This window comes from Glaciecola sp. G7-5 (assembly GCF_055808975.1).
The window spans coordinates 3,573,050-3,597,411 of sequence record NZ_CM147892.1 but is presented as its reverse complement, the minus strand read 5'-3'; the positions used below and the strand labels follow the sequence as shown (position 1 = coordinate 3,597,411).

22 protein-coding genes are annotated in these 24,362 nt (G+C 39.9%); 9 read left to right on the top strand and 13 right to left on the bottom strand.

Annotation, left to right across the window (positions count from 1 at the left end):
* Window positions 1-57: 57 nt before the first annotated feature.
* From AC0L6H_RS15830 to AC0L6H_RS15805, 6 genes are all read right to left on the bottom strand, one after another.
* On the bottom strand, window positions 58-990 hold the full coding sequence (locus tag AC0L6H_RS15830) for an HsdM family class I SAM-dependent methyltransferase (RefSeq protein ID WP_473390092.1): 933 nt from the start codon (window positions 988-990) through the stop codon (window positions 58-60).
* Window positions 991-1,127: 137 nt separating this feature from the next.
* A complete protein-coding gene (locus AC0L6H_RS15825) occupies window positions 1,128-1,376 on the bottom strand; it encodes a hypothetical protein (protein ID WP_473390091.1) in 249 nt (82 codons plus the stop codon).
* A gap of 38 nt (window positions 1,377-1,414) precedes the next feature.
* Window positions 1,415-1,819, bottom strand: coding sequence for a DUF6262 family protein (locus tag AC0L6H_RS15820; protein WP_473390089.1), 405 nt, complete (start codon window positions 1,817-1,819; stop codon window positions 1,415-1,417).
* Between the two features lies 1 nt (window position 1,820).
* Window positions 1,821-3,815 (bottom strand): hypothetical protein, encoded by a 1,995-nt coding sequence (locus AC0L6H_RS15815; RefSeq protein WP_473390088.1) that lies wholly within the window; start codon window positions 3,813-3,815, stop codon window positions 1,821-1,823.
* Window positions 3,812-6,400 (bottom strand): hypothetical protein, encoded by a 2,589-nt coding sequence (locus AC0L6H_RS15810; RefSeq protein WP_473390087.1) that lies wholly within the window; start codon window positions 6,398-6,400, stop codon window positions 3,812-3,814. The genes AC0L6H_RS15815 and AC0L6H_RS15810 overlap by 4 nt, the downstream gene beginning before the upstream one ends.
* Entirely contained in the window at window positions 6,393-7,778 is a 1,386-nt protein-coding gene (locus AC0L6H_RS15805; RefSeq protein WP_473390085.1) for a tyrosine-type recombinase/integrase, read from the bottom strand. Before AC0L6H_RS15805 ends, AC0L6H_RS15810 begins: the two co-directional genes overlap by 8 nt.
* Before the next feature lie 233 nt (window positions 7,779-8,011).
* Here AC0L6H_RS15805 and AC0L6H_RS15800 point away from each other — a divergent pair, with 233 nt between their 5' ends.
* From AC0L6H_RS15800 to AC0L6H_RS15765, 8 genes are all read left to right on the top strand, one after another.
* Complete coding sequence (locus AC0L6H_RS15800) at window positions 8,012-8,629, top strand: restriction endonuclease subunit S (RefSeq protein WP_473390084.1); 618 nt, start codon at window positions 8,012-8,014, stop codon at window positions 8,627-8,629.
* Window positions 8,630-8,683: 54 nt separating this feature from the next.
* Window positions 8,684-10,204 carry a type I restriction-modification system subunit M gene (locus AC0L6H_RS15795; RefSeq protein WP_473390083.1) on the top strand — a complete coding sequence of 507 codons (1,521 nt, stop codon included), beginning with the start codon at window positions 8,684-8,686 and terminating at the stop codon, window positions 10,202-10,204.
* Window positions 10,194-11,351 (top strand): restriction endonuclease subunit S, encoded by a 1,158-nt coding sequence (locus AC0L6H_RS15790; RefSeq protein WP_473390082.1) that lies wholly within the window; start codon window positions 10,194-10,196, stop codon window positions 11,349-11,351. The genes AC0L6H_RS15795 and AC0L6H_RS15790 overlap by 11 nt, the downstream gene beginning before the upstream one ends.
* Window positions 11,352-11,457: 106 nt before the next feature.
* Window positions 11,458-12,738, top strand: a complete 1,281-nt coding sequence (locus AC0L6H_RS15785) for an SMODS domain-containing nucleotidyltransferase (protein ID WP_473390081.1) — start codon at window positions 11,458-11,460, stop codon at window positions 12,736-12,738.
* Between the two features lie 8 nt (window positions 12,739-12,746).
* The gene (locus AC0L6H_RS15780) at window positions 12,747-13,364 is read left to right on the top strand and encodes an SLATT domain-containing protein (protein WP_473390080.1); all 618 of its coding nucleotides are present in this window, start codon (window positions 12,747-12,749) and stop codon (window positions 13,362-13,364) included.
* Window positions 13,361-16,654 (top strand): type I restriction endonuclease subunit R, encoded by a 3,294-nt coding sequence (locus tag AC0L6H_RS15775; protein ID WP_473390078.1) that lies wholly within the window; start codon window positions 13,361-13,363, stop codon window positions 16,652-16,654. The genes AC0L6H_RS15780 and AC0L6H_RS15775 overlap by 4 nt, the downstream gene beginning before the upstream one ends.
* A gap of 5 nt (window positions 16,655-16,659) precedes the next feature.
* A complete protein-coding gene (locus tag AC0L6H_RS15770) occupies window positions 16,660-17,487 on the top strand; it encodes a M48 family metallopeptidase (protein WP_473390077.1) in 828 nt (275 codons plus the stop codon).
* Between the two features lie 30 nt (window positions 17,488-17,517).
* Window positions 17,518-17,907 carry a hypothetical protein gene (locus tag AC0L6H_RS15765; protein ID WP_473390076.1) on the top strand — a complete coding sequence of 130 codons (390 nt, stop codon included), beginning with the start codon at window positions 17,518-17,520 and terminating at the stop codon, window positions 17,905-17,907.
* Window positions 17,908-18,002: 95 nt separating this feature from the next.
* On the opposite strand, the gene AC0L6H_RS15760 is transcribed toward AC0L6H_RS15765, so the two are convergent.
* From AC0L6H_RS15760 to AC0L6H_RS15745, 4 genes are all read right to left on the bottom strand, one after another.
* Window positions 18,003-18,593: a type I restriction-modification system subunit M N-terminal domain-containing protein gene (locus AC0L6H_RS15760; RefSeq protein ID WP_473390074.1), complete on the bottom strand. Its 591-nt coding sequence runs from the start codon at window positions 18,591-18,593 to the stop codon at window positions 18,003-18,005.
* 92 nt (window positions 18,594-18,685) lie between these two features.
* Entirely contained in the window at window positions 18,686-19,270 is a 585-nt protein-coding gene (locus tag AC0L6H_RS15755; RefSeq protein ID WP_473390073.1) for a recombinase family protein, read from the bottom strand.
* 192 nt (window positions 19,271-19,462) lie between these two features.
* On the bottom strand, window positions 19,463-20,842 hold the full coding sequence (locus AC0L6H_RS15750) for a DEAD/DEAH box helicase (protein WP_473390072.1): 1,380 nt from the start codon (window positions 20,840-20,842) through the stop codon (window positions 19,463-19,465).
* Window positions 20,839-21,357 carry a hypothetical protein gene (locus tag AC0L6H_RS15745; protein WP_473390070.1) on the bottom strand — a complete coding sequence of 173 codons (519 nt, stop codon included), beginning with the start codon at window positions 21,355-21,357 and terminating at the stop codon, window positions 20,839-20,841. The genes AC0L6H_RS15750 and AC0L6H_RS15745 overlap by 4 nt, the downstream gene beginning before the upstream one ends.
* 73 nt (window positions 21,358-21,430) lie before the next feature.
* Between AC0L6H_RS15745 and AC0L6H_RS15740 the strand changes: the two genes are divergently transcribed.
* Window positions 21,431-21,697, top strand: a complete 267-nt coding sequence (locus AC0L6H_RS15740; protein ID WP_473390069.1) for a helix-turn-helix domain-containing protein — start codon at window positions 21,431-21,433, stop codon at window positions 21,695-21,697.
* 125 nt (window positions 21,698-21,822) lie between these two features.
* Here the strand turns inward: AC0L6H_RS15740 and AC0L6H_RS15735 are convergent, their stop codons facing one another.
* Genes AC0L6H_RS15735 through AC0L6H_RS15725 form a run of 3 tightly spaced genes read right to left on the bottom strand, consistent with a single transcriptional unit; the run spans window position 21,823 to window position 24,343 of the window.
* On the bottom strand, window positions 21,823-22,449 hold the full coding sequence (locus AC0L6H_RS15735) for a hypothetical protein (protein WP_473390068.1): 627 nt from the start codon (window positions 22,447-22,449) through the stop codon (window positions 21,823-21,825).
* A gap of 38 nt (window positions 22,450-22,487) precedes the next feature.
* A complete protein-coding gene (locus tag AC0L6H_RS15730; RefSeq protein ID WP_473390067.1) occupies window positions 22,488-23,309 on the bottom strand; it encodes a hypothetical protein in 822 nt (273 codons plus the stop codon).
* Window positions 23,309-24,343 carry a protein kinase domain-containing protein gene (locus AC0L6H_RS15725; RefSeq protein WP_473390065.1) on the bottom strand — a complete coding sequence of 345 codons (1,035 nt, stop codon included), beginning with the start codon at window positions 24,341-24,343 and terminating at the stop codon, window positions 23,309-23,311. The genes AC0L6H_RS15730 and AC0L6H_RS15725 overlap by 1 nt, the downstream gene beginning before the upstream one ends.
* Window positions 24,344-24,362 lie beyond the last annotated feature (19 nt).

Here is a 24,362-nt window from a genome sequence, read left to right as displayed (position 1 = left end):
CGAACGGGCCACGCACGAAAGTACACACATCCCCAAATCGCTCGGTTTTCCAGCCCATTATAATAACCTCCGAATACCATCCAAAATCGCTTCACTCTCTTTATTAAGCGCGATGATTTCCTCAATAATGGCTTTAGGCTCTCGTAAGGGTGCTTCCTCCTTAGAATTAGGATTTTTAACCGACAAATCCCAGGTGCTGTTATCCAGTTCACTAGAGGCTACTGACCATGAATTGTCGGAATCTGTATAGCTAGCCTGTAACTTAACAAAGTCAGCTAAGTCGTTATCATTGAGCGGGTTAGTTTTACCCATGTTACGGCCGACGTTAAGCTTATAAAACCAAGTGCTTTGAGTTGGTTCGCCTTTGGTGAAAAACAACACCACGGTTTTAACCCCGGCACCAATAAAGGTGCCGCCAGGGCAATCCAGAACAGTATGTAAATTACAATTTTCAAGCAGCTCTTTACGCAAGGCAATAGCCGCTTTGTCGGTATTGGACAAAAAGGTGTTTTTAATCACTATGGCGGCGCGGCCACCAGGTTTAAGCGATTTGATAAAATGCTGTAAAAATAAGAAGGCTGTTTCGCTAGTTTTAATAGGAAAGTTTTGCTGTACCTCAGGGCGCTCTTTACCACCAAAGGGCGGGTTAGCTAAAATAATGTCGTGTTGCCTGTTAGGTGTAATATCTTGCAGGTTTTCAGCTAGCGTATTGGTGTGAATGACATTAGGCGCTTCAATACCATGTAAGATCATGTTCATGATGGCGATAACATACGCCAGTGACTTTTTCTCTTTGGCGTAAAAGGTGCTTTCTTGTAATACCGTTAAATCACTGGACTTCAGTTGGCGTTTATCAGCACCGCCTTTACGCAAGTAATCAAAGGTTTCACACAAAAAGCCGGCAGAGCCTGCTGCTGGATCGTAAATGGTCTCACCTATTTGGGGTTTTATCACGTCTATCATCGCGCGAATAAGGGGGCGTGGTGTCATGATAATGTCGTTTTCGACAATTAAAAAATTGTTACCACCCCGTACTTATTGACTTGAAGAGTGGTAACAGTTTTTTAGGGATTTACTATAAAAACAGCAGCAAATTGAGGTGGGAAAATACAGTTTTGTTACTATTTCTAACGCTTTTTATTGGATTGTGATAACACTGATCCTGCAAGTTCTTTTGTATCTTTACTGTACTTGTCGCTTTGCAGTACCTTTGATGCGAAGTCTTCCATATCAGCACCTGTTTGCTTGCTAGTTCCTTTTTGCGACAGAGCAGAACCAGCTAATTTTTTGGCGGTCTTAGAAGCATTAGGAGCGTTTAATGTTTTAGCTGCCTTAGATGCCACACTTTGGGATGTCTTCTTTGTGTTTTTACTCATAGTAAATACCTCATGGTTGTTAATTTAATTATGTAAATTTAGAGTCCGTGTTTTAGCCTTTCAGCAAAACCATTACGCTCAGCCAATACCTCATCGTACATGTTATAAACCTGCTGAATGTGCTCCCACAATGACTGATTTTGCGTTCTCAAATCCTCTGCAAGCTCTTTATAATCAAGGTTCGATTTTTTTAATGATTCAACTTCTTTCTTAAGCTGTTCATTTTCAGTACCAACAGCAATAGCCTCTGCTTTATTTTTCTGACGCTTTTGAGCGGTCTGAATATCCGGGATTTTCTCAGGGTTAAACTTGTAGATAGCAGAATTTGAAATTCCTAATCGTTTCGCTACTTGGCTAACATTAATTTTTTCGTTATTGGCTGCCATTTCAGACAAGGTCGTATCAATTTTGTCTGCCATTGTGATCTCAACTGATTCGCTCATACTAGGCTTCCTTCACTTTTATCGTTAACTGGTCAATGATGATATTTGCGGCTTCAAGGTTGTCATTTAATGCCGTACTAAAGGCTTTTAATCGCTGCTTTATCTCTGACGGAAATTTTTCAAATGCAGCTAATTGCGATTCACACCGCTTTTTAACAACCAGCCAGTGTGGTAAATGTCGAGGTGTTGCAATGTAGCTATCGCACCATACACAGTGGCTTGGATCTGCTGCATTACGAACTTTACATTCCGACCCCTTAGTACAGTATCCGTGCGACACGCCTCTAAAGTTGTTGGTATGCTTAGCAGCAAACGTGATCAACTCTTCCATATTTTTAAAGTGAGGGGTACTTCCGGTGGTCAGGTCATCAGCCAGTATCTCAGTTAATTTGGCGATAAAATTTTGTCCGCCTTTTCCTGCAAGCGTGCCGTCTTGCGCTGCGCTCACCATATCTTCCATTGCTTGCGATATCATAAACTCAGAGAAGCTTTCTGTTAGTCCAATTAACTCCTCCATAGAATCATATCCCCGTTGACTGTAAACCAATGACATCATGTTCTCTAAATGCTTGTACTGATACTTAATGTCGTCTAAATCACCCAAGCGATTTGCAACAATAAACCACGCAAAGGTATGTCTAAATTGATGGGCCGTAAAATTAAAGAAATCGCCTTCTTTATAGGGCTTCTTAAACTTTTTATGGTTTGAGCTGACCGATTGATAATTGCACCCCATACGCTCAAGCTCAGCAATATCGTGGTCAGTAACTCTTATCGAAAACATTTTGTTTATGTTGTTGAAGCCATTTTTAGTAGACTTAGTATTTAATGAAAACTCGCAGGATTTTTTATGGGGCGACACACCAAACAAAGTTCGATTACTCAGACCAAACTCTAAATTCAGGCTACGCTTTATTGGAAGTAAATCGCCGTGATGCTCCAATAGCAAGGCTGCACGTTCAAGGTAAACAGAGCAAACTCTTGTAAGTAGTTTTACTGCTCGATAAGTGATTTCATTCGTTACCCATTCTAAGCTTTGAGTTTCATCTGTTGTTTTAGACAACAAGGTCTTGATAAAGTATTTACCGTTTCGTTCAATAGCAGAGTCCTCACTCAGCGCCATTGCCTCGCTGTAACGCATACCTGTATAACTAATCACAAGTACAAAGGTATATCTGCGAAGATTTTTAATCAGTTCGTAATATTCATCCAGTTCAGCATTTTCATCACTGTCTAAGCCGTCAATATAAGTAGAATTTTTAAACTCTGCTGAAGGTAAATGCGGGATGGCTTCATTTAGTTTTGTTTGCAGGCTGTGCCAATTATCGATTATCTTCTCAGCGGCATTGACATGCTCGTCACTTGCTTTGAGAACTTGTTTCATTATTTGAATCGGAATGACTGAATGCTTATTTCTTCTGTCCTTTGATAATAAGGTAAATGGGAAAAAATATTCATTCATTAAATCGTAAAACTGTTCGTTTTTGACCACTGAATAAAGTCTTAACCAATAAATAGCAGTTAACAGTGATTGGGCAAAGGATGAATGTTTTTGCAAGTCAGATGCTTGCACCAAGTCCAATATGATATTGCGCAAACGCAATTCTGGCTGTTTGTCTAAGTCATCAAAACTCTCAATACTGTAACGCTCAAGCCACTTGGCAAAGCGCTTTAGGTTAGCAATATTTTTACTAATCGTATTCCATGCGAGCGACTCCATGCCTTGTCCTGAACCTTGCGTATACATACCAAGTGTTAGGGCTTTAAGTTGATATTGATACTTAACTCCAACACCATTAAAGGTTACGGATAAATTGTTGCCTTGCGAGTACCACGAATCATCCCCGAACAATGTGATCTGTTTTTTATTAGAGCGTATGTATTGCCAAAGCACTAACGTTGTGAGTTCTGCATCACTTGTTAAGGTATATGGGTTAACGCTTATTACACCATCAATTTTTAAACAAGCATCTACAGCAGTTGAAATTCCTGTCATAAAATATCTCCCACTGTCTTAACTGATGTAACTGCAAATGCCCAAAACGGATGCATTCCTTTTTCTGCCATTAGCTCTTTTCCCTTAGTCACTGCCATCGGATTTTTAATTGCTACTTGCTCTAATATGTCATCAACTCGCTGATGCAGTGCCGTAACCGCTTCCTGCTGAAATTCATTATTTTCAATATCAGAAATACTGGCCGATATATCTGCCAACACATAATCACGATAGCTAAGCAACTGCCAAACATGCTCAGGATCAGCGACTGTTCTAAAGTGCTTGCACCACACACACGCCAAAAAGTCACTGCACCACCCATTTTTGTTGCCGCTTGATAGATGCCGATGTTCTTTACCGTATTGTGAGGCTTCTGCATCGTTTCCTTGCGATGCACACTCACCAGTGGGCGTTTTCTGAGTGCTACCGTCATCAACCATTAACACCTTAATTTCCGGGTCAATTTCTCGACCTGTGAAATAACGCTGCATCACATCTACTGCCGTGTGCAATGTCTGTTGTGTTTTTTGTTCACTCACTCGTTGGTAGTGCTTGATGAACGTGTCAAAGGTGTGAAGTTTTGCTGATTCATAAGCACGCATTTGCTTTGCTACTTCACGGTAAAGGTGATTTGCACCATTCTTGCGAATTCGCATTGAGTCATAATTAACCGTGCAACCAAGTCGGTTCAAGATAGATTTGATATGAGCAATGATATTGCCAGCTAATACACGACTTACATTGGTTTTTTCTTTGAAGATAAATAAATAATTTTGAGTATGCTTATCACCCAAGTGACGGTATCCGTGAGTCAGCGTATCTTTCACGTACACGATATCTCGCATTACACTGTTTACTGTGCGACCATCTAAAGAATAGGTATCAATGTCATAGCCTTTTCTTGGCTTTTGAATTAATAGAGTAATGCTTTTCTTGGCAGTAGGTAATGCGACATCGGCAATGTCACTCAATTCAATATCCGTCATGGGTGACGTATTCCAGCAGCTTTTTACTTGGATTCGAGCAAAGTACAGTGCTAGCAATTGCTTTACGTTATCTGTTTCTTTGATTCCCTTTTCAATGTAAAAAATCAATTCTCGTAGTTCGTCATCACTGTACAAGTCTTCCATCTTTGTTCTTCTAGCGTGACGCTGATGCCGCTTAAGTGATATTTTAAAAGCTTCGACTACCTGTTGACCTGTGATTGACATCAGCCAACGTATAGCCTCCGTGTAAGAAGTACCACTTCTCACACTAATCACTTTAGCTTTTACGTCACTTTGCAACTGCTGAAAGACCGCTTTTTGAATACGGTTCTTTTTCATGCCTAAGCAGCTAACGCCATTTTTTGAAAGCTCGTCTTTGAACGTTGGAGTAATATATTTCAATATCACACGTTTAAGCTTACTAAACCGAGTGTGTAGCGTTTCCATGTCGTAATTTTTTTCGGGTAGTAGCTCGGTCTCTGATTTATGTATTCGCTCAATTTCCGCCATGATCTCCGGGCACTTAGAAGCAACATCGCTATAATCAATTAGTCGATACTTCTTCTCCTTTTCAAAATTAAAAGGCAGCAAATGATCAACGTAATCATGGCGATGAATCTCATGCCCAAAGTGCAGCTCTAGCAGTATAAGCAACTCAGTGAATTGATCTCTTCTTAGTAATGTCTTAGCTTCTTTAAGCAAAGCAAATTCATCTTTCTTGAAGCCATCAAGCCCTTCATCAACAAAAGCGCATTTATTCTTGTCAGCGACTATTCGAATGCTACTCACAACAGCAATAAAACGCCTAGTCATTGACACAACATCATGCTCTAGCTCTCCCTTAAATTTATCGGAATTAGCAAGCGCTTGAAGCTGTTCAACCAAAAGTGGATCAATATCGTTTAAATCAGTAACATCTATGGTTTTATCGTTAATAGTGACCCTTACGACTTGAAAATGATCTGGCTTAAATGCGCTAAGCACCGAGAATAATGCCGACTGAAGTACACAGTGTTTATCTTTAATCGGGTATTCGTTAAAAACCTGTCTAAAGTGCATGGTTGAGTTAAACCATAGCAATCCATGCTCACAAAGCTGCTCAGCGACTGAAGGAGCAGCTTCACACAGTAGTTGCAAACATTTTTGAGCCTTTTGAGCATCACAGCGAGTGGTACTTCTGGCAAGCGTTGAGCGCTTATCCCATGCACTTATGGCATCGTTAAGCTCTTTCCCCAAGAGGAAACTTTTCCGATACCAATGCAATAAATCAATGTTTGTATCAAAAACAAAAACGGTGCTTGGTCTTGAATTGACCTTGGTTAATGCGGTTGCAAAATGAAATAAGCAACGCCTAAATAGCACATCATCTGCTGGTTCAATATGTTGTGCCTGTATTTCTAACTTAAGCCAGTAATCATCATGAAATAGCGAGTTAACATCTTGTATTAAACTTTGGCAATGGCTTCGCAACACGGTATAACGCAGCAAAAGCCGTTTTAGAAAGCCAATGTGTTGTTTAATCCGTTTACAGTTTTCGTCCGTTAAACAACTGCCTAGCTGCTCTTCCAACTGTGACAAATCAAGCACTGTATCAAGCATCCGCACCTCCAGATTGCTCAGCATGAAATGCATCTTCTTGTAGTGGAGCAACAAACTCACCAAACAATTTATCTACCCAACTCGCCATTTGCTTATCAAATGTCAGTGAACGAGCGAAATTGATGTACTTCTGAGTCGTTGAAAAATCCGCATGGCCCATCAACTGCATTAACTTGTATTGCACAAAGCCAATGGGCAGATTCTTATGAATTAGGAAACCAGCAAGGTTTGTCGCAAAAGTTGAACGTAAATCATGAAAATCACGTTTTAGTGTTTTCCCGAATGGCGCTAATTCCTTACGCACTTTTGAGATCACATTGCCGATAGATTTACGAGACATGAAATTACCAGAGCGATTAAGAAACAGAGGAGCATCATCACAGTTACCATGTTCAAGCTGCCACTTAGCTAATCTATCTTGATGTTCTTTGCCGTTACGATATTGCCAAAGTGATGTCATCAAGCCTTTTGACACCAGTATCGTGCGTTCCTTATCGTACTTGCCGATTATGGTTAAGTAATAAATTGGTTTATTATCCAAGGCAGGATCAACAACATGACTGGCAGTAAAAGTGGCAATTTCTTCCGCACGCAAGCCACATTGCACGGCTAAATCTACTCGCAATTTAGCACCTTGCTTTGTCAATTCTTTACTGGCATAGAGCAGCTTCAATTCATCTTGGCTGTAAGGTGATAAACCTGCATCGCCTGATTTCTTTTGCTTATACTTTTTAGGGATCAGCAAATCAGTCGTGGTAATGGTAAAGCCTTTTTCCTCACTCCCGTAGTCGGTAAACAGCAAATCTAAACCGCCATCTTTACGCTTTTTCTTAATGACCTTAGTTTTATATTTGAATGGCACTTTATCAATTCTGCGTTGCTTTCTTGCCCATTCGTAAAACTGCCTAACATGGTTGATGTATAGGTTTGCTGTATCTCGGTCGATATCCTTTGCAATCACTTGTTCTATAAGGTGCTTACGATAGCGGTACACAGGAAGCCAATATTTCGCTTTATCACTGTCACTTACGGCATAAACCTCATGCCAGTCCACGTTATTCTTCTCAACCCATTGCAAAAACAAACTCATCGAATTTGCTAATGACTGCACAGTAATAAGCGACACGCCACCAAGAGGATTCTTTTTACCGCCACGTTTAGGCGGCATAAAAAGCCCTTTATATCGGTGCTCTAAGAATAAATTGATTTCGAGAGCGTCCTGAATTCGAACCAGCGATAACACTCTAGGGAAACGCTCGATAATGTGATCTTCATGAAAAGCGATAGTGCGTTGACCTTCCTCATCAACGTTCGATACGTAAGGCAGGCTGCCTAAATTTACAGTTTGTTTTACAACTTTGGGATAATTGCCACTCAAACTAAATGCTCCATTATAATACTGCAAAATATACGCATAAGCATTTGAGGTGTCAACAACAAATTGCAGTATTTGATTACTGCAAAAATAAATTGACCTAACCAACAATGTCAGCCACAATAATTTTCATTAAATTAATTCCGATTTTGTAACGCCAGTTGGTCATACCCCATTGGCGTTTATTTACTTTTTGGAGAAATCGGTTTGCTGAACACAACCAAGGTTTAACGTTCATGAATGCAAAAATGCGCCAAGCTACTGAAGAGCTGCGCCTGAGTGATATTGCCGATATCCGCTTAGGCCACCCTTTTCGTGGCACGGTAAAGCAATACGACAATGGTGACGTAAATGTTGTGCAAGTAAGGGATACCGAAGCAACGGGTGAAATCAACCAATACACTATGGTTGAAACCGTATTAAATACGAAGAAACAACCCGACTGGTTACAAAATGGCGATGTGTTATTTGTCGCTAAAGGGGCAAGACATTACAGCGTATTAGTAGAACAGGTATTAGAGCGCACAGTCTGCTCACCACACTTTTTTGTGGTGCGTTTAAAGCCTGAGTTTAAAGATGTGGTCGTGCCAGATTTTTTATGCTGGCAACTCAACCAACAACCTGCACAGCGTTATTTCAAAGCGACTGCTGAAGGTTCAATGTACCTAAGTATTCGCAGGCAAGTGCTGGAGAATGTGCCTATTAAGGTACTTAAATTAGAGAAGCAAAAACAACTCGCTGCAATGCATCGCTGCGGTGTGAGAGAGCAAAAAGTATTACAAAAGCTGATTGAAAATAGACAGCAGCAACTAGAAGCCATTGCTATTCACGCACTTGAAAGCTCATGCGTTTGAAAGAACGCCTAAAACAAAACAGATTTAAAAATTAATAATAAGGACTTAAAACATATGACCACAACCAACCAAATCAATCAGGACGATATCAACAAAGCGGTATGGGCCGCTTGTGACACCTTCCGAGGAGTGATCAGTGCCGATACTTATAAAGACTTCATCCTGACCATGCTGTTTTTAAAGTACATCTCTGATGTGTATAAAGACGAATACAACAAATTAGTTGCGCAATATGGTGATAATCCAGAGCTTATTCACGCCATGATGTCGAAGCAGCGCTTTGTACTGCCAGAAGGCGCAAGCTTTTGGGACTTATATGAAAAGCGCTATGAAGCAGGCAATGGTGAGCGTATTGATAAAGCTTTACACGCTCTAGAAGAAGCCAACGGCAGTAAGCTTAAAAACGTATTCCAAGACATCAGCTTTAACACAGATCGCCTAGGTCAAGAAAAACAAAAGAACGACTTACTGCGCCACTTATTAGAAGATTTTGGTAAAGACATTTTAAACCTAAGCTCAGAGCGTGTGGGCAGCTTAGACATCATCGGTAATGCCTACGAATACCTTATCAAACACTTTGCGGCTGGCAGTGGCGCTACCGCTGGCGAATACTATACCCCGCCTGAGGTCTCAACCCTTTTAGCAACCGTTTTAGAGCCAGTTGAAGGCGACCAAATATGCGACCCATGTACAGGAAGTGGCTCATTGCTTCTAAAATGTGGAACTATGGTGCGTAAAAATTCTGGCTCAAAGAAGTATGCGCTATATGGGCAAGAAGCGATTGGTTCAACTTGGGCATTAGCCAAAATGAACATGTTCCTACACGGTGAAGACAACCACCGCATTGAATGGGGCGACACCATTCGTAATCCATTACTATTAGATAAAGAAGGTACAGGTTTATTACACTTTGATGTAGTGACTGCAAATCCGCCATTTTCATTAGATAAATGGGGGCATGATGATGCCAGTAATGACCCATACGGGCGCTTTAGACGAGGCATTCCACCCAAAACCAAAGGTGACTATGCGTTTATTAGTCATATGATTGAAACGCTAAAACCTGAAACGGGCCGAATGGGTGTGGTCGTGCCGCATGGTGTGTTATTTAGAGCATCAAGCGAAGGCAAAATCCGCCAACAACTGATTGAAGAAAACTTGCTCGATACTGTGATTGGCCTGCCAGAAAAGCTGTTCTTCGGCACAGGCATTCCAGCCGCCATCTTGATATTTAAAAAGCACAAAACAGACAAAAACGTATTGTTTATTGATGCGAGTCGCGAGTTCAAATCAGGTAAAAACCAAAACCAGTTAACACCTGACAACATCCAAAAAGTTATCGACACCTACAAGGCTCGTGAAAGCGTTGATAAATACGCCTATCTAGCCAGTTTTGATGAAATCAAAGAAAACGACTTTAACCTCAACATCCCTCGTTATGTAGATACTTTTGAAGAAGAAGCTGAAATTGATTTAGTGGCAGTGCGCACTGAACGTGTACAGCTTAAAAGCGAGCTGCAAACCCTCGAATTAGAGATGGAAGGCTACTTAAAGGAGTTGGGTTATGGTGCCTAATGGATGGAAACTTGGGGTTATTAGTGATCTTGCTGATACTGTTATGGGTTATGCATTTAAGAGTGCAGACTTTACCAAAACAGGTATTCCGCTATTGAGGATGGGTAATCTATACCAAAATACACTGAGTTTTGACCGCAACCCAATTTATTTACCTGAATCGTTTAAAGATGGTTATGAGAGATTTCTCGTTAAACCAAATGATTTAGTCATGTCCATGACTGGGACGATGGGTAAAAGGGATTATGGTTTCACAGTCAAAATTCCAACTGATGCCCCATACTCATTGTTAAATCAGCGAGTCATTAAGTTTGTACCAAAGCACCAATCTAGCTCTGGTTTTTTACTAAACTTGTTGAGAAGTGAAATCATTCTATCTCGTTTATATGCAATTCCGGGAGGAACAAAGCAAGCCAATTTGTCGGCTAAACAAATACAGGAGCTTCCAGCCCCAATACCACCGCTTCCAGAACAACGCAAAATCGCCAAAATCCTATCCACTTGGGATAAGGCGATTATCACCACCGAGCGCCTAATCGACAATAGCAAACAGCAGAAAAAAGCCCTCATGCAACAACTGCTCACAGGTAAAAAGCGCCTACTTGATGATTCAGGTAAACCGTTTGAGGGAGAGTGGGAAGAAGTTAAGCTTGAAAAGCTAGGCACTACATTTACCAGCTTGACAGGCAAAACCAAATCCGACTTTGGTTCAGGCAAACTATATGTTCCCTACATCAATATCTTTAAAAACGCATCTGTGGATATCAATCATTTGGAGCGTGTAAATATAAGCGAAAATGAACGACAAAACGAAGTTAAGTTTGGCGACATATTTTTTACAACTTCATCTGAAACTCCTGAAGAAGTAGGTATGTCTTCAGTGATGCTCGATATGCCAAATGAAGCTGTTTATTTAAACTCATTTTGCTTTGGTTTCAGACTTCATTCTTTTGAGCAAGCGACTCCCATATTTATGAAACATGTCCTGAGGAGTAGCTTTGTTAGGCGCTCTATCTCAATACTAGCTCAGGGAGCAACTAGATATAACCTTTCTAAAACACAGCTATTGAAGGTAAAAATACCTTTACCCAAAAAGCAGAACAGCAAAAAATCGCCTCTGTTCTTAGCAACGCGGACAAAGAAATAGAATTATTAGAGCAACAGCTTGCTGACTTAAAACAAGAGAAAAAAGCGTTGATGCAGCAGCTTTTAACAGGCAAGCGCAGAGTTAAGATTTAGATAAGGGAATATCAATGACAACAACAGAAATGTTTACCGATTTTTTAGCAAATTTAAAAATTGATAATGCGGCTTCTATTACTTCAAAGTACGAAGAAATAACATCAGCGTTAAATAAAAAATTTCGCGATACCGAATCCAAAACAGCAAATAGCTTACAGGTCGGTTCATATGGTCGCTGGACTGGCATAAAAGGCATTTCAGATCTTGATATGCTTTACATTATGCCAACATCAAAATGGAATGATTACAAAGACGGTAAACAATCTAAGTTGTTAGATGATACAAAAGATGCCATTTCCGCTAGGTATCCTAGAACTACCGTTAAAAAGGACCGATTAGTAGTTCAAGTTATCTACAATGGTTTTATGGTCGAAGTTCAACCTGTGTTTGAGCAAGATGATGGCAGCTTTAAATACCCTGACACGTACAGTGGTGGTAACTGGAAAGTTACCAAACCTCGTGAAGAAATAAAGGCTATGAAAGAGTTTGTAGATCAAAAGAATAAAAATCTACGGAAGCTTTGTAAAATGGCTAGAGCATGGAAAAACAAAAGCGGTGTTGGTATGGGCGGTCTACTTATCGATACACTAGCGTATAATTTTCTGAAGTCCTCTTCTTATTACGATAATCGGTCCACAGCATTCTATGACTGGATGTGCAGAGACTTTTTCAAATATTTATCTGAAGAACCTACTAAAGACTATTATTTGGCACTTGGCAGCAACCAAAGAGTAAACGTTAAAGCAAATTTTCAGCGAAAAGCGAAAATAGCATATGAAGACTCGTTAAAAGCTATAGACGCTGGTGAGTCATCATCAGCTAACAAAAAGTGGAAAAAAATATTTGGAAGACCATTCCCTGCCGCAGCAATTCAAGAGAGTAAATCCTCAGCTTACAACTATAGAAATACCGAGCAATTTATTGAGGATTATTACAGTGTAGACATCAGATACAACTTAACTCTTGAATGCGAAGTGTCACAGAATGGATTTAGAGAAGCTTTATTAAGAACGATGTTGGCTAAAAAATTAAAATTACAAGCAAAGAAAAAATTGAAGTTTTATGTAGCTGATATCAATGTGCCCGGAGACTTCATATTAAAGTGGAAAGTTTTGAATCAGGGTACAGAAGCGGAGAGGCGTGATTGTATCCGTGGCGATATTGTGATCGACAAAGGCTTTAGAAATAAAGAAGAAAAGACTGACTTTAATGGCGAGCATATTGTTGAATGTTACGCCATTCAGAACGGTGTGGTAGTGGCGAAAGACAGAATTGACGTGCCGATTCAATAGGAGAAAAAATGGATATTAATAACTTGAAAAAGCACATTGCTGAAACAGCTTATAATGTTGGCTACTCAGCTAAGCTTCATTTCGCTAGCTATGAAATGATAGAAAGACTACCCGGCTTAATTAGCTTTTTTTCAATGGCCTTTGGTATTTATGCGTTAGCGTTCTCTAGCCTTTCGACAAAATTCATGTCTTGCACGCTTTTAGTACTTGGACTTATTGGACTTTATATTTCTATGAAAAATGGGGATAAAGAGATATACGAAGAAAAAGGTATTGCATTAACTGGTCTGTTCAATGAACTCAAACATTTAATGTCGGACGCTAAATCTCAATCCCCAAAAACTCCAGATATAGCAAGCAAACTTAATGACATTGAACAGCGATATAACAATAGCTGTGCGTCAAGTCACATTATGTTTGCAACTTGGTTTGCTCACTATAAATTCTTTTGGGAACAGCAAATTGCTTGGATAGACGAACAAAGAAAATTCGGCTTCTTTAGGGATAAAGTACCTCTATCTTTTTGGATTTCCTTAATTGTGACGGTAATTACCCTTTTGCTAAATACAGAAGCAATCATGGCTCATGTTTGTGAATTCATTCAAACAAAAGGAATTAACTCATGAGTAATGGTTCTGTTAGCTTCCAAGAAGAATTCAGCGCAAAAATACCCGCACTAACATTGTTAACCAACTTGGGTTATACCTTCATTCCACCAAGTGAATGCGAGGCGTTACGAGGTAATACCTTAGCAAGCGAGAAAAAAAGCACTCATCAGGTTATTTTATTGCCCGTAATGCGTGCTTTTTTAGCAAAACAAACGTTTTCGTTTGCAGGCAAGCAACATACATTATCAGAAGCTGCTATTGATAAAGTCATGCATGAACTGAACCCAGCTATGAACTTAGGGCTAAAAGCAGCAAATGAGAAAATTTACAATGCGCTAATGTATGGCGTGAGTGTTACTGAGTTTATAGATGGCAAAAAAGCCTCTCCCACCATTAAACTCATTGATTGGCATAATATTGATAATAACCAATTCCATTTTACTGAAGAGTTAGTGGTGCAAAATGCCGAAGGCACTGGTAATCGCATTCCAGATATAGTGTGTTTTGTGAATGGGTTGCCATTAGTGGTTATCGAGGCGAAACGCCCAGATTCGAATAAAGAAGGTAAATCAACCAACGCAGAGGCGATTTCTCAGCACATTCGGAATCAAGGTCAGGCTGAAATTCCTCACTTGTATGCCTATAGCCAATTGTTATTAGCAGTAAATGGGCATGAAGGTTTATATGCTACTTGCGGCACCCCTGAAAAGTTCTGGGCGAAGTGGAAAGAAGAGCAAATACCTGAAGCGGAATTTGTCAGGTTAAAAAATCATAAACTGAGCGATGAACAATTAAATAAGCTGTTTAATCATCGTCCTGCCAAAGCGAAAGATGATTACTTGTCTTTGGTTGCTGCTGGTGACTTAACTGTTACCGATCAAGATAGGCTTATTGTTAGCTTGCTCCGTCCTGAGCGCCTATTGGATATGACTCGCTTGTTTACCTTGTTTGATAAAAAAGCAGGCAAGATTGTCGCTCGATATCAACAGGTATTTGGCATAAAGGCACTTATTGAGCGCATAAACACCTTAGATGACACTGGCGCTCGTGAAGGTGGTGTTATCTGGCACACCACGGGCAGTGGTAAGTCATTTACTATGGTGTTTTTATCCAAAGCGCTTATTTGGCTTGAAGAGCTGGCGCAATGCCGTGTGATCATAGTGACAGACCGTGTGGACTTGGAAGATCAACTCAGCAGAACCTTTGCATCTGGTGGTGTATTAACTGACCGAGATAAAAAAGATGCAATGGCGACAACTGGTAAGCGTTTAGCTGAACAAATTGGTAAAGGAAATGAGCGAGTTATCTTCTCGATCATCAATAAGTTTGGCTCAGCGATTAAATATAAAGAATGTTACAACGATAGCCCAAACATTATTGTTTTAGTGGATGAAGGCCACCGTAGCCAGAACGGTGAAAATAATATCCGTATGCAGCAGACGCTGCCTAAAGCGGCCTATATTGCCTTTACGGGTACGCCCTTATTAAAAGACGATAAGACTGAAAACAAATTCGGTAAGATCATTCACTCTTACACCATGCAGCAAGCGGTTGAAGATAAAACCGTTACCCCTCTGTTATACGAAGAACGCATTCCAGAGTTGAACGTTAATGACAAAGCCATTGATGCTTGGTTTGAACGCAGTACCAGTAAACTTACTGACAAGCAAAAAACGGATTTAAAGAAGAAGTTTTCTCAAAAAGGTCAGATATACCAAACCGAAGGTCGCATTGACCTGATTGCTTATGATATTGCCGACCACTTCCAGAACTTTAAACAACAAGGCTTAAAAGGCCAACTAGCTTGTGATTCCAAAGCCTCTGCAATCCGTTATAAGAAGGCATTGGATAAAATAGGCACAGTGACATCGGTTGTAGCGATGTCGGCTCCTGATACTCGCGAGGGTCACGAGGCGGTTGATCAGGAAAGCAAAGACATTGTGCAAAATTGGTGGAAAGCTAACGTAAATAAATTGGACGAAAAAGCCTACACCAAAGCCATTATTGAAGACTTTGGCAGAGATGATGGCCCTGACATTATGATTGTGGTGGATAAGCTGCTAACGGGCTTTGACGAGCCAAAGAACACCGTACTTTATATCGACAAGCCACTCAAAGAGCACAACCTAATTCAAGCCATTGCTCGTGTTAACCGATTGCACAGCAAAAAGCAGTTTGGTTACTTAATCGATTACCGAGGCATTTTAAAAGAGCTTGATACCACAATAGAAAAGTATCAAGACCTTGCTGAGCGAACTCAAGGCGGTTTTGATATAGATGACCTAAAAGGTTTGTATAACCGCATGGACACGGAATACAAAAAGCTTCCGGGGCTGCATAGCGATTTATGGGCAATATTTGATGGTATTAAAAACAAGCAAGATGGTCCAGCGCTTCGCCAAGCGTTAGCGCCAAAGGTGCAAGAAGTCGATGGTAAGCTTGTTGATACCAATCTTAAAAAGCGTGATGACTTTTATTCGGCACTGACCGCATTTTCAAACTGTATGAAAGTAGCATTGCAGTCAGCAACCTACTTTGAAGATAAGTCATTCGATAGCAAACGTGACTTGTACAAACGTGAGCTAAAAGCCTTTGTCGATTTGCGAAAACAAGTGCGTGAAGATGCTGACGAAACCATTAATTATGACGAATACGCAGAAGATATTCGAAGTCTATTAGACAAGCATATTGCAGGTATTGAAGTTAAAGAGCCTGACGGTGCGTACTTGGTCGGTAATTTAGGGAAAGACGTTAAGCCACAGGATATGAGCGATGACGAAGCTCGTAACCAAACGGACAAAATTACAGGCCGAATCACTAAGATGATTGAGCAAGACTTAGCAGATGATCCTTATGCACAGGAATATTTCTCTAAGATGCTGAAAAAGGCGATTGAAGATGCCAAAGCGATGTTTGATGCGCCAGTTAAGCAGTACATCCTTTTTGCTGACTTTGAGCAAGAAGTGAAAGAGCGCAAAGTCGCTGATGTTCCCAATGACTTTGTAGATGACTCCGGCAAGTTAAATAAACATGCTCAAGCCTATTTTGGTTTGTTTAAGCACCTATTTGATGCTGAGTTCTTGAATGATAAAGCCTTAGATAACGATAAACTCGTAGCGTTGGCGTTTAGCATCGATGAAGTTGTGAATACCGCTGTTGCTGAGTATTCCATCAACCCTGCTGAAATTGAAAACGCCATACACATGAAGTTGCTACCGCTGTTATTTGCTGATCTTGGCCTTGATAACGCTCAAAAGCTGATTGAAGAAGTGCTTAAGATCACTCGCTTAGGCTTAGCAAGGGGCTAACGAGAGTGAGTAAACAAGCCGTTGCTGCCGCTATTTGCCCAAAAGAAAGCAGAACAACAACCAATGAACGAGGTGTTTTTACATATGGTAACGACACCATTCACTATGATGTTATTCGTAAAACCAAGCCTGCTGAAAATACTAAAAAAACAGCACGCAAGGTAATTATCAAGGTTCATCCAGATCAGCGTGTTGTGGTTACTGTGCCACATGATGCAAGTGATGATGCTATTCAAGATGCCATGCATAAGCGTGCCAGATGGATTTGGCAAAGCATTGATGAATTTGCTAAGCAAAAAGATACGGTTTTACCTAAGCGTTACGTGAGTGGTGAAACACAGTTTTACTTAGGTAAGCGCTATGTATTAAAGATCATCAATGATGCAGAGCAAGTGCCTAACGTGAAGCTAAGCCGTGGCAAATTGAATGTAACAATCAAGCAGGAAGTCACTAAAGATATTGATGATCGGTTGGTGAAAATTAAACCGCTAATCGACAAATGGTATCAGCACAAAGCAAAAGCAATTTTTCATGAGCGACTAGCCGAATTACTTCCGAAAGCCACTTGGGTAACAGGCATTCCCTCTTTTCGTGTGATGGCAATGAAAAAGCAATGGGGAAGTTGCTCAACTAAAGGCAACTTGATGCTCAACCCTCACCTTGTTAAAGCACCGAAAGAATGCATTGATTACGTAATACTACATGAGCTTTGCCACATTGCTGAACACAACCACAGCGAGCGCTTCTGGCGCTTATTAACCCAAGTAATGCCAAACTGGAAAGAAGTAAAAGCCAAATTGGATGACATGGCGGAGATGTATTTGAATGAGTAGAAAATCTTTAGTGAGTATATGAATATGACTATGCATAAGACACCTGAGTGCTTTATTAAGTTTTTGGAATCACTCTCTTCTAACGACCTTATTCCTGATTTTACTAGTCAACTGATACTTATGCCGTCACCTGAGGATAATTATTTAATTTCTATTGGAGATAGGTGGTGTTCAGTTCAGGAGATTCTAAAAAAGGACCTAAAAATTAATAAGCTATTAGACCGATTTGCCTTTGAGGGGTTAGATCCTAATTTTTCGTTTAGTTCTGGAAATTTAAAAGCGATATACCTACCGGATGAAGAATTTATAAATGGTGGGTGCGCCATTGTTATTTTTACTATAGTAGGTAGTAAATGGCGACATATTATCCCTTTAGATAATCAATTATCTCTATGGGAGAAATTAGGTGTTTTGATTTAATGTTATCTATCAAAGTTAATTGCAGAACTTGCAGATATAGGCCATGAAATTTAACAAGGTATTTGAGAAAAGTCTTAGTCGCGCTGGGTAACAGTTTAAGCTGCTTTATGAAGGTGGCATTCGTTAGTAAAAAATGAAGATGACATTATGTAGTATTCGCCTCCGTTGCGCCCAGCATTACCCATGTTTTTAATTTTCACTTCATACAGGTGCGATAGTTCGTGCTTGGCTTCTTGTGAACGAAATTGGAGTTCGTCTACTTTTTCAAGGGCATCTCGCAGCGAGTAACCACTTTGAATTTTATTTTTTATTTCACCAAAGATTTCACCAATTTTATATTCAATAGTGTTGGGGCTTTCTGCTCGCTGCTTAAAGCCTTTGAGGTATGGGAATAATTTGCCATCGACATATTCCATTAAATCATCACCGGTTAAAGCGTTGTCATGATCAAAACTACCATCGGCTTTTTTAGGCGCTGCCCACTTACTCCAGCGGTGCGCTTCGTCAATGATGTAGCTGTATTCCTGCTCAATTAATTCAGCTTCTTGCGACTTGGCAAACTCTAAGTCATCCAAATACTTTAAAAACAGCATCCAGGAAGTTTGTTCTGTATAGTCTAATTCGCTTGAACAGCCAGCGTCCTTGTGAAGTATGTCGTCAATATTTTTAAAAGTTTGTTCAAACATCTATATTTCTAATCCAAATAATTGTTATTGCTATTATTTTCTAAAGCTAAGCAACCTTGCCCTAAAACTTAACCGTTTAAAAGTCGTTCAGCTCACTTTTCAAATAGTGAGCGCTCTTGTGGTGGAGGTGCTGTGCTCAATGATTTATTTAAGGTTGGTCTGCTCACGCCAAAATGTGCAGCGACCTCACTTTTTGTTACGGTAGGATCAAGCAACATTGCTTGCGCCTTTTTTATATCTGAAGGTGTTAGTTTTACACGTCGGCCACCTTTGCGTCCTCTGGCTCGCGCTGCGTTCAAACCGGCTTTTGTTCTTTCCGAAATCAACCGACGTTCAAATTGCGCGATAGACCCAATCATATGAAACGCTAGCTCACCAACCGCCGTTGTAGTGTCAATATTCTCATTAAGGCTAATAAAGCTTACCTGTTGCGATTGAAAGCCATCCAATAACTCAATGAGATCTTTTAGGCTGCGGCCTAATCGATCGAGGCGCTGCACTACGACGGTATCTCCAGTTCTTAGCGAGTCTATCAAACGTTCAAGTTCAGGGCGTTGTTTTGACTTGCCACTAAACTTCTCACTATATATGCGCTCGCACCCAGCGGCGTTTAGTGCATCTAATTGAGCATTGTCAGATTGTTCATCTGTACTGACTCTTGCATATCCCAATTTCACAGCAATCCCACCAAAAAACGTACGTTTAATTTACATAGTTTAATTTACGGGTTTATTTACACAAAAACAAGATAATTTGCTGGAAATGAATTATGCAACGGGGATGTAAAACAAATGGTCGTTTTCTTTCGTTACTAATTGGTTGATAATAGATTGATGCTCACTGGATTAGGGAGAGATACTGCTAGAGGTTCATAACATAAAAACTTTTTGCTGAAACCGACCAAAAGAATCGATTGTGGAATCATACCATGAGGTGAGTGGCCCTTGAGAAGGCTCCTCTCCTATCTCAATATTTAAGAGAGCTGTGGATGGCATTTCTAGTTCGTTGCTCTTGGGCGGTAAGTCACTATCCTCTTCTAAATAAGAATCTTCTGAGTTCCGATCTTCATTATTGCCTAATGATTTGATCACTGCGTAATGCGGCACTTCTTCATCGACCCGATTTGAATATTCTAGTAGACGAGGATGCGCAGGCATAATCAGATAACCAATCTCAACAGGTGAATATTGCGCTCTTAAAACACGACCTAATACTTGCCTGAAATAAAGCTCTGTTGTAACTAGAGACAAATAACAGCAAACTCTTAAACGAGGTATGTTTGTTCCTTCGCTTATCATACCAATAGATATAATCCACTTTTGACTGCCGCTCTTAAATCGGCGAATAAGGCTTTCAGGTTCATCTTCCTGATATGTCACGACCTCACTGGATTCGCCTAATTCTGATAAAAGCATTTGGATATGTTTTGCATGAGATGTCGTTGCTGCGACTATGAGACCTCCAGCATCATGAAAATTCTGGCGCTCTTTGTTTAACTGAATTATTCCATGCTTTAGTATTTTGCGAATTACTTCATCATGAAAGATAAGTTCGGAATAAGACAAGCCACTTTCAATAAGAAAATCTGAAATTGATGAATAAGAGGTTCTTTCATTATTTTCAATAACGTCTATAAGCTCATTGTCGAACAAAGTAATGTGTGGAGAACGGCATACACCATCTTTAATAGCTTGAGTTAAGTCATATCGATAATCTACCTGTAATCTATTATCCTCGCCAATATAGTTGGCCAATGCGATAGGAATTGTGTCACTTCTCCATGGCGTTCCCGTCAATGCGATTGTATAGTGAGCTTTTCCTTGTATGTTCATTAGGATTTGTTCTCCCCACGCATTCGCATTTTCGATGCCAGTACCCGCACAATGATGAATTTCATCGAAAATCACAAATACCCTATAGGTATCGAGCAACGTCCAAAACGCCGCATCTAAATGCCTCATGCTTTGGTACGTGAGTGATGATCCGGTTGCACCGAGCCCACCACAGAAACGCTTTTTTGTTATAGCTTCGAGTTCGACTTTAAAGTCATTTGCAACTACGGTTGATGGCGAAAAACATAATACTAAATCGACCTTGTCTTTTTTGATAAGGATATCTGCAAGCGCAGATGCCATGACCGTTTTGCCAGCACCCGGGGTCGCGAGACATAAAAAGTGAGAATATAGAGCTTCAAATTTTTCTAAAGCAGTTGCGATGGCTTCACTCTGCCAATTTCTCAAATTGATCATAAACGCGCTTCATACTGAGCCAATAAGCGCTCAAACCCTTTTACTTTGCCTAGCATCACCTTTGCTTGGTCTCGGGTGTGTTGGTAATGTAACTTAACGTCGTCTGCTAACTCAGGCATCTCGTTTACCCATTCAGAATAGGCTTCGGTTTCACCAATATTTGTCAGCATTTCTGCCTTATATAAACGGATCTTCTCCTGTAATTTATTGATGATACTTTTGTGACTTTTATTTTCGAGATGGGTGCGTTTTTGCAAACCATTAATATCCTCACCTTGGACTGACCAACAAAAAACGATCGCTTTCTGATTATTTTTAGTTAGTGTCTTAATGATTCCTTGTTTCTCGAGAAATTTAAGGTGGCGATAGACAAATTGTGTAGCATTTTTCTTTTTGTCGAACATCTTTACGTGAACCTCTAAAAGCTGTCTCGTTATATCCGTAACAGTGAACGTTTCCAGTGAAAGTGAGCGGATAAAGGTTAATATATCAATGTCATATTGCTTCTTTGGCATTTGCAAAATATCTCTTTTTATGATTACTGTCTCGAATTTCGCGACAGTGTACTTTGTCTCTATCATCGAGACAATGAAAACATCAGTTTACTCCTCACATTACGACAAACTCAGATTGTGGTTAAAAGCACATCGTGAGGAACAGTCACTTTCTTTGCGAGAAGTCTCGGAAAAGTGGGGCAAGCATCACTCTATACTTGGGAAAATTGAGCAAGCTAGGCGTAAGATTGAATTGGTAGAATTTATTGAGTTGTGCGATATTTTAATGGTTGATCCACATGACGGACTCACTCTCTTGATAAAGTCTATAGAGGAGAGCACCAAATCTCGTAGACGCTAAATTGTTCTAGCGTTGATTGAGTGTATTACGTTAAATTTTAACTGAACATTTCATATTAAGAGTTCGATCTGTAACTCTGTGGTGAATAGTACCGGTTAAGTTGTTTTTTTCTAAGTTCGAAATAATTACTCTTCTGTTTTCAGTTCTAGTTCTTTCATCTTAAGAGTTTTAGCTTTTGAGCTCACTTTCTCCCTAAGGATAGGGTAATCCGCGTCATGTACTAATCTCAAGTTTTCAGACAAAAAGTACTCTGCGAGAGCAACTGAACGTGGCTGCCTTATTGATTCAAAGTGTTTGATTGATTTGTCATATAAATCTTTCCCAGCTTGAACTTCGCCTAATTTGAACATCACAAAGCCAGATGTAGCCAAAAATATACCTTTCGAAGCAACTTTGTCTTTTTGAACCTTTCGTGCCAGTAGCCTCAGATCAACTTCCGCACTTGCTAGGTCGTTTTTCATTAACTTAGCAACAATAAGATTATTTAACTCACCAAACGACATATGCGTTTTAGGAACTCTGGTTTCTGAAAGAGAAATGACGAAGTCAGGATCATTGAGCCCAACAATACTCATGTAGCCAGCATCTTCAATAGGTCCATCAGAAATTGGTTGGAAACTAAAAAGCTCTAGTAATTTATCACGGCATTCCTGAAATTTTCCATCAACATACAGGCTGTTTGCATTTCCCTCTGGAGTCAATATATTTGTAGATACAGATTCATCTATTGAGAACCCATACTTCGAACTCAACCATTTATATTGAGATAGAGCATTCTCTGAAGGCAGCTCTAGTGCACGAGAAAAAATTCTTTTGCTTTCTTCTTTCTGCCATTATTAAATTCAAGAGTTCCTAATGTTGCATTAAGTTCAGATGTAAAGGGCTTAAATCCATTGAAATATTGAAGTAACGACCTAGATTTAACTACATCCACACTTGGTATGTCAAAAGCATTTCCGATAGCAAGTCCTGCACTTGTAATTAATGGGTCATGATAAAGCCCACCGCTCTTTTTTAATATCCAAATTGCTTTTTCAGGCTCACCTTTATGAATAAGAAATCGACTATAACTCCTTGCGATATAAGGATGGCCGTTACATAAGAGCCAAGCTATTTCAATCGACTCAGCCGCTTTTTTATCTAAGCCTAAGACCGTATAATAAAAAGCAATATCATTCCAAGTCATATAATCATGAGGAAATTTTCTTACGATAGTTCTGAGCCTGGCAATAATTTTGTGAACTCGATCTGGCGCGTAAGTATAATATTTTAACTCTTTATCTATATATTTATTATCCGGTGCTATTAAGTCGATAGCACCTTTCGGGAGCGCGTTACCCATACTAAGTAAGAAATTTAGAGTTTCGTCGAAATCACTATCATTAAACAAGCTGTTAACTAATAGTGCGGTGTATAACTCCATTCCGGTGAAGTAGTTTTGCTCTTCGTGCCAAGCTTCGCGAGCTTCAGCCAATGACTCATCATCAATAAAATCTTCAGGGTCAACAGAAGTTTTACCTAAAGTCGGGAATTGAAGAGACATTCCTTTGCGAGATGTATGCCAACGAGGTATTAGCTGCCTATTGTCCATCAACAAAACTTGATTAGACATTACAAATACCCCCCAATTTTTAATTGGCATAGAATACTATTGACCTTGCTTGAGTATCTACGGAAACTCACTCTAGTTCCTAAACTCTTAGCTTTAGGGTTTCCTCGCCGCTGATTATTTGGATGACACATTTCAGTTACTATGCAAACTATCGATGTCGCAACTTGATCATTGAAACGATGTTTGCATTCTTGTTGGAGCCTGTCCATTAGAGTGTAGAAAACTGTTTCAAAAATCGGTAATGCAACATGGAAAGGCATCGTCTTTATGTTCTGGGATATCCGCATAGCATCTGCAAAGAGTGCAGCTGTGATTTGGACATTCATGAATGTTTGATAAATCAAGCTTCCAACGCCATACAAATCGGCCAAATACCTTTCTTGAAATTCATAAACGGGAACTTGGAAGTGGTATTCTATTGGAGCATACCTTGGGTCGCCAGAGAAATAGCTTGTGGCGAATGGAGATGTACCTGCCTCGTCTATAACTCGACCCAGATCTGCTACTTTGCTTACATTGTTATCGAAGTTAAGGATATTTGAAGGCTTGATATCAAGATGTGCAATACGTGCTCTATGAAGCTGCTCAAGCCCAATACAAACATGTTTTATGGCTCTAAAGAAGTTGTACCAAGCATTAGGTGGTGTATTTATAAAAGCTTGCCTTAAGTCAGACTCAGCTTCTTCAAAAACAATAAAATAGACCTGATCAAGTGGGGGGACCTGATCATTGAGAAAGAGCGTTCCAGAGGATAGTGGAACGACAACCTTAGTCATATTTTCGTCTTTACAAAGATTAAGTATGGTAGTTTCAAACTGGTATTCTGTAGTTAAATCCTTTAAAGCCTTTATCCTATCTTTTTCTTTAAATGCTCTACTAAAATCCATCGCTTTAACGAATGCTCGTTTTCCTGTCGCATTTCTAGCTAAGTAGCGAACACAGAAATTTCCACCTGAGAACGTTTTAGACGTTATTTTCTCGAATATTTCCCATCCACAGTCTGTAATTAAACCAACCAAGTTTTCAGCCGACATGACATCCCTAATCAAAATA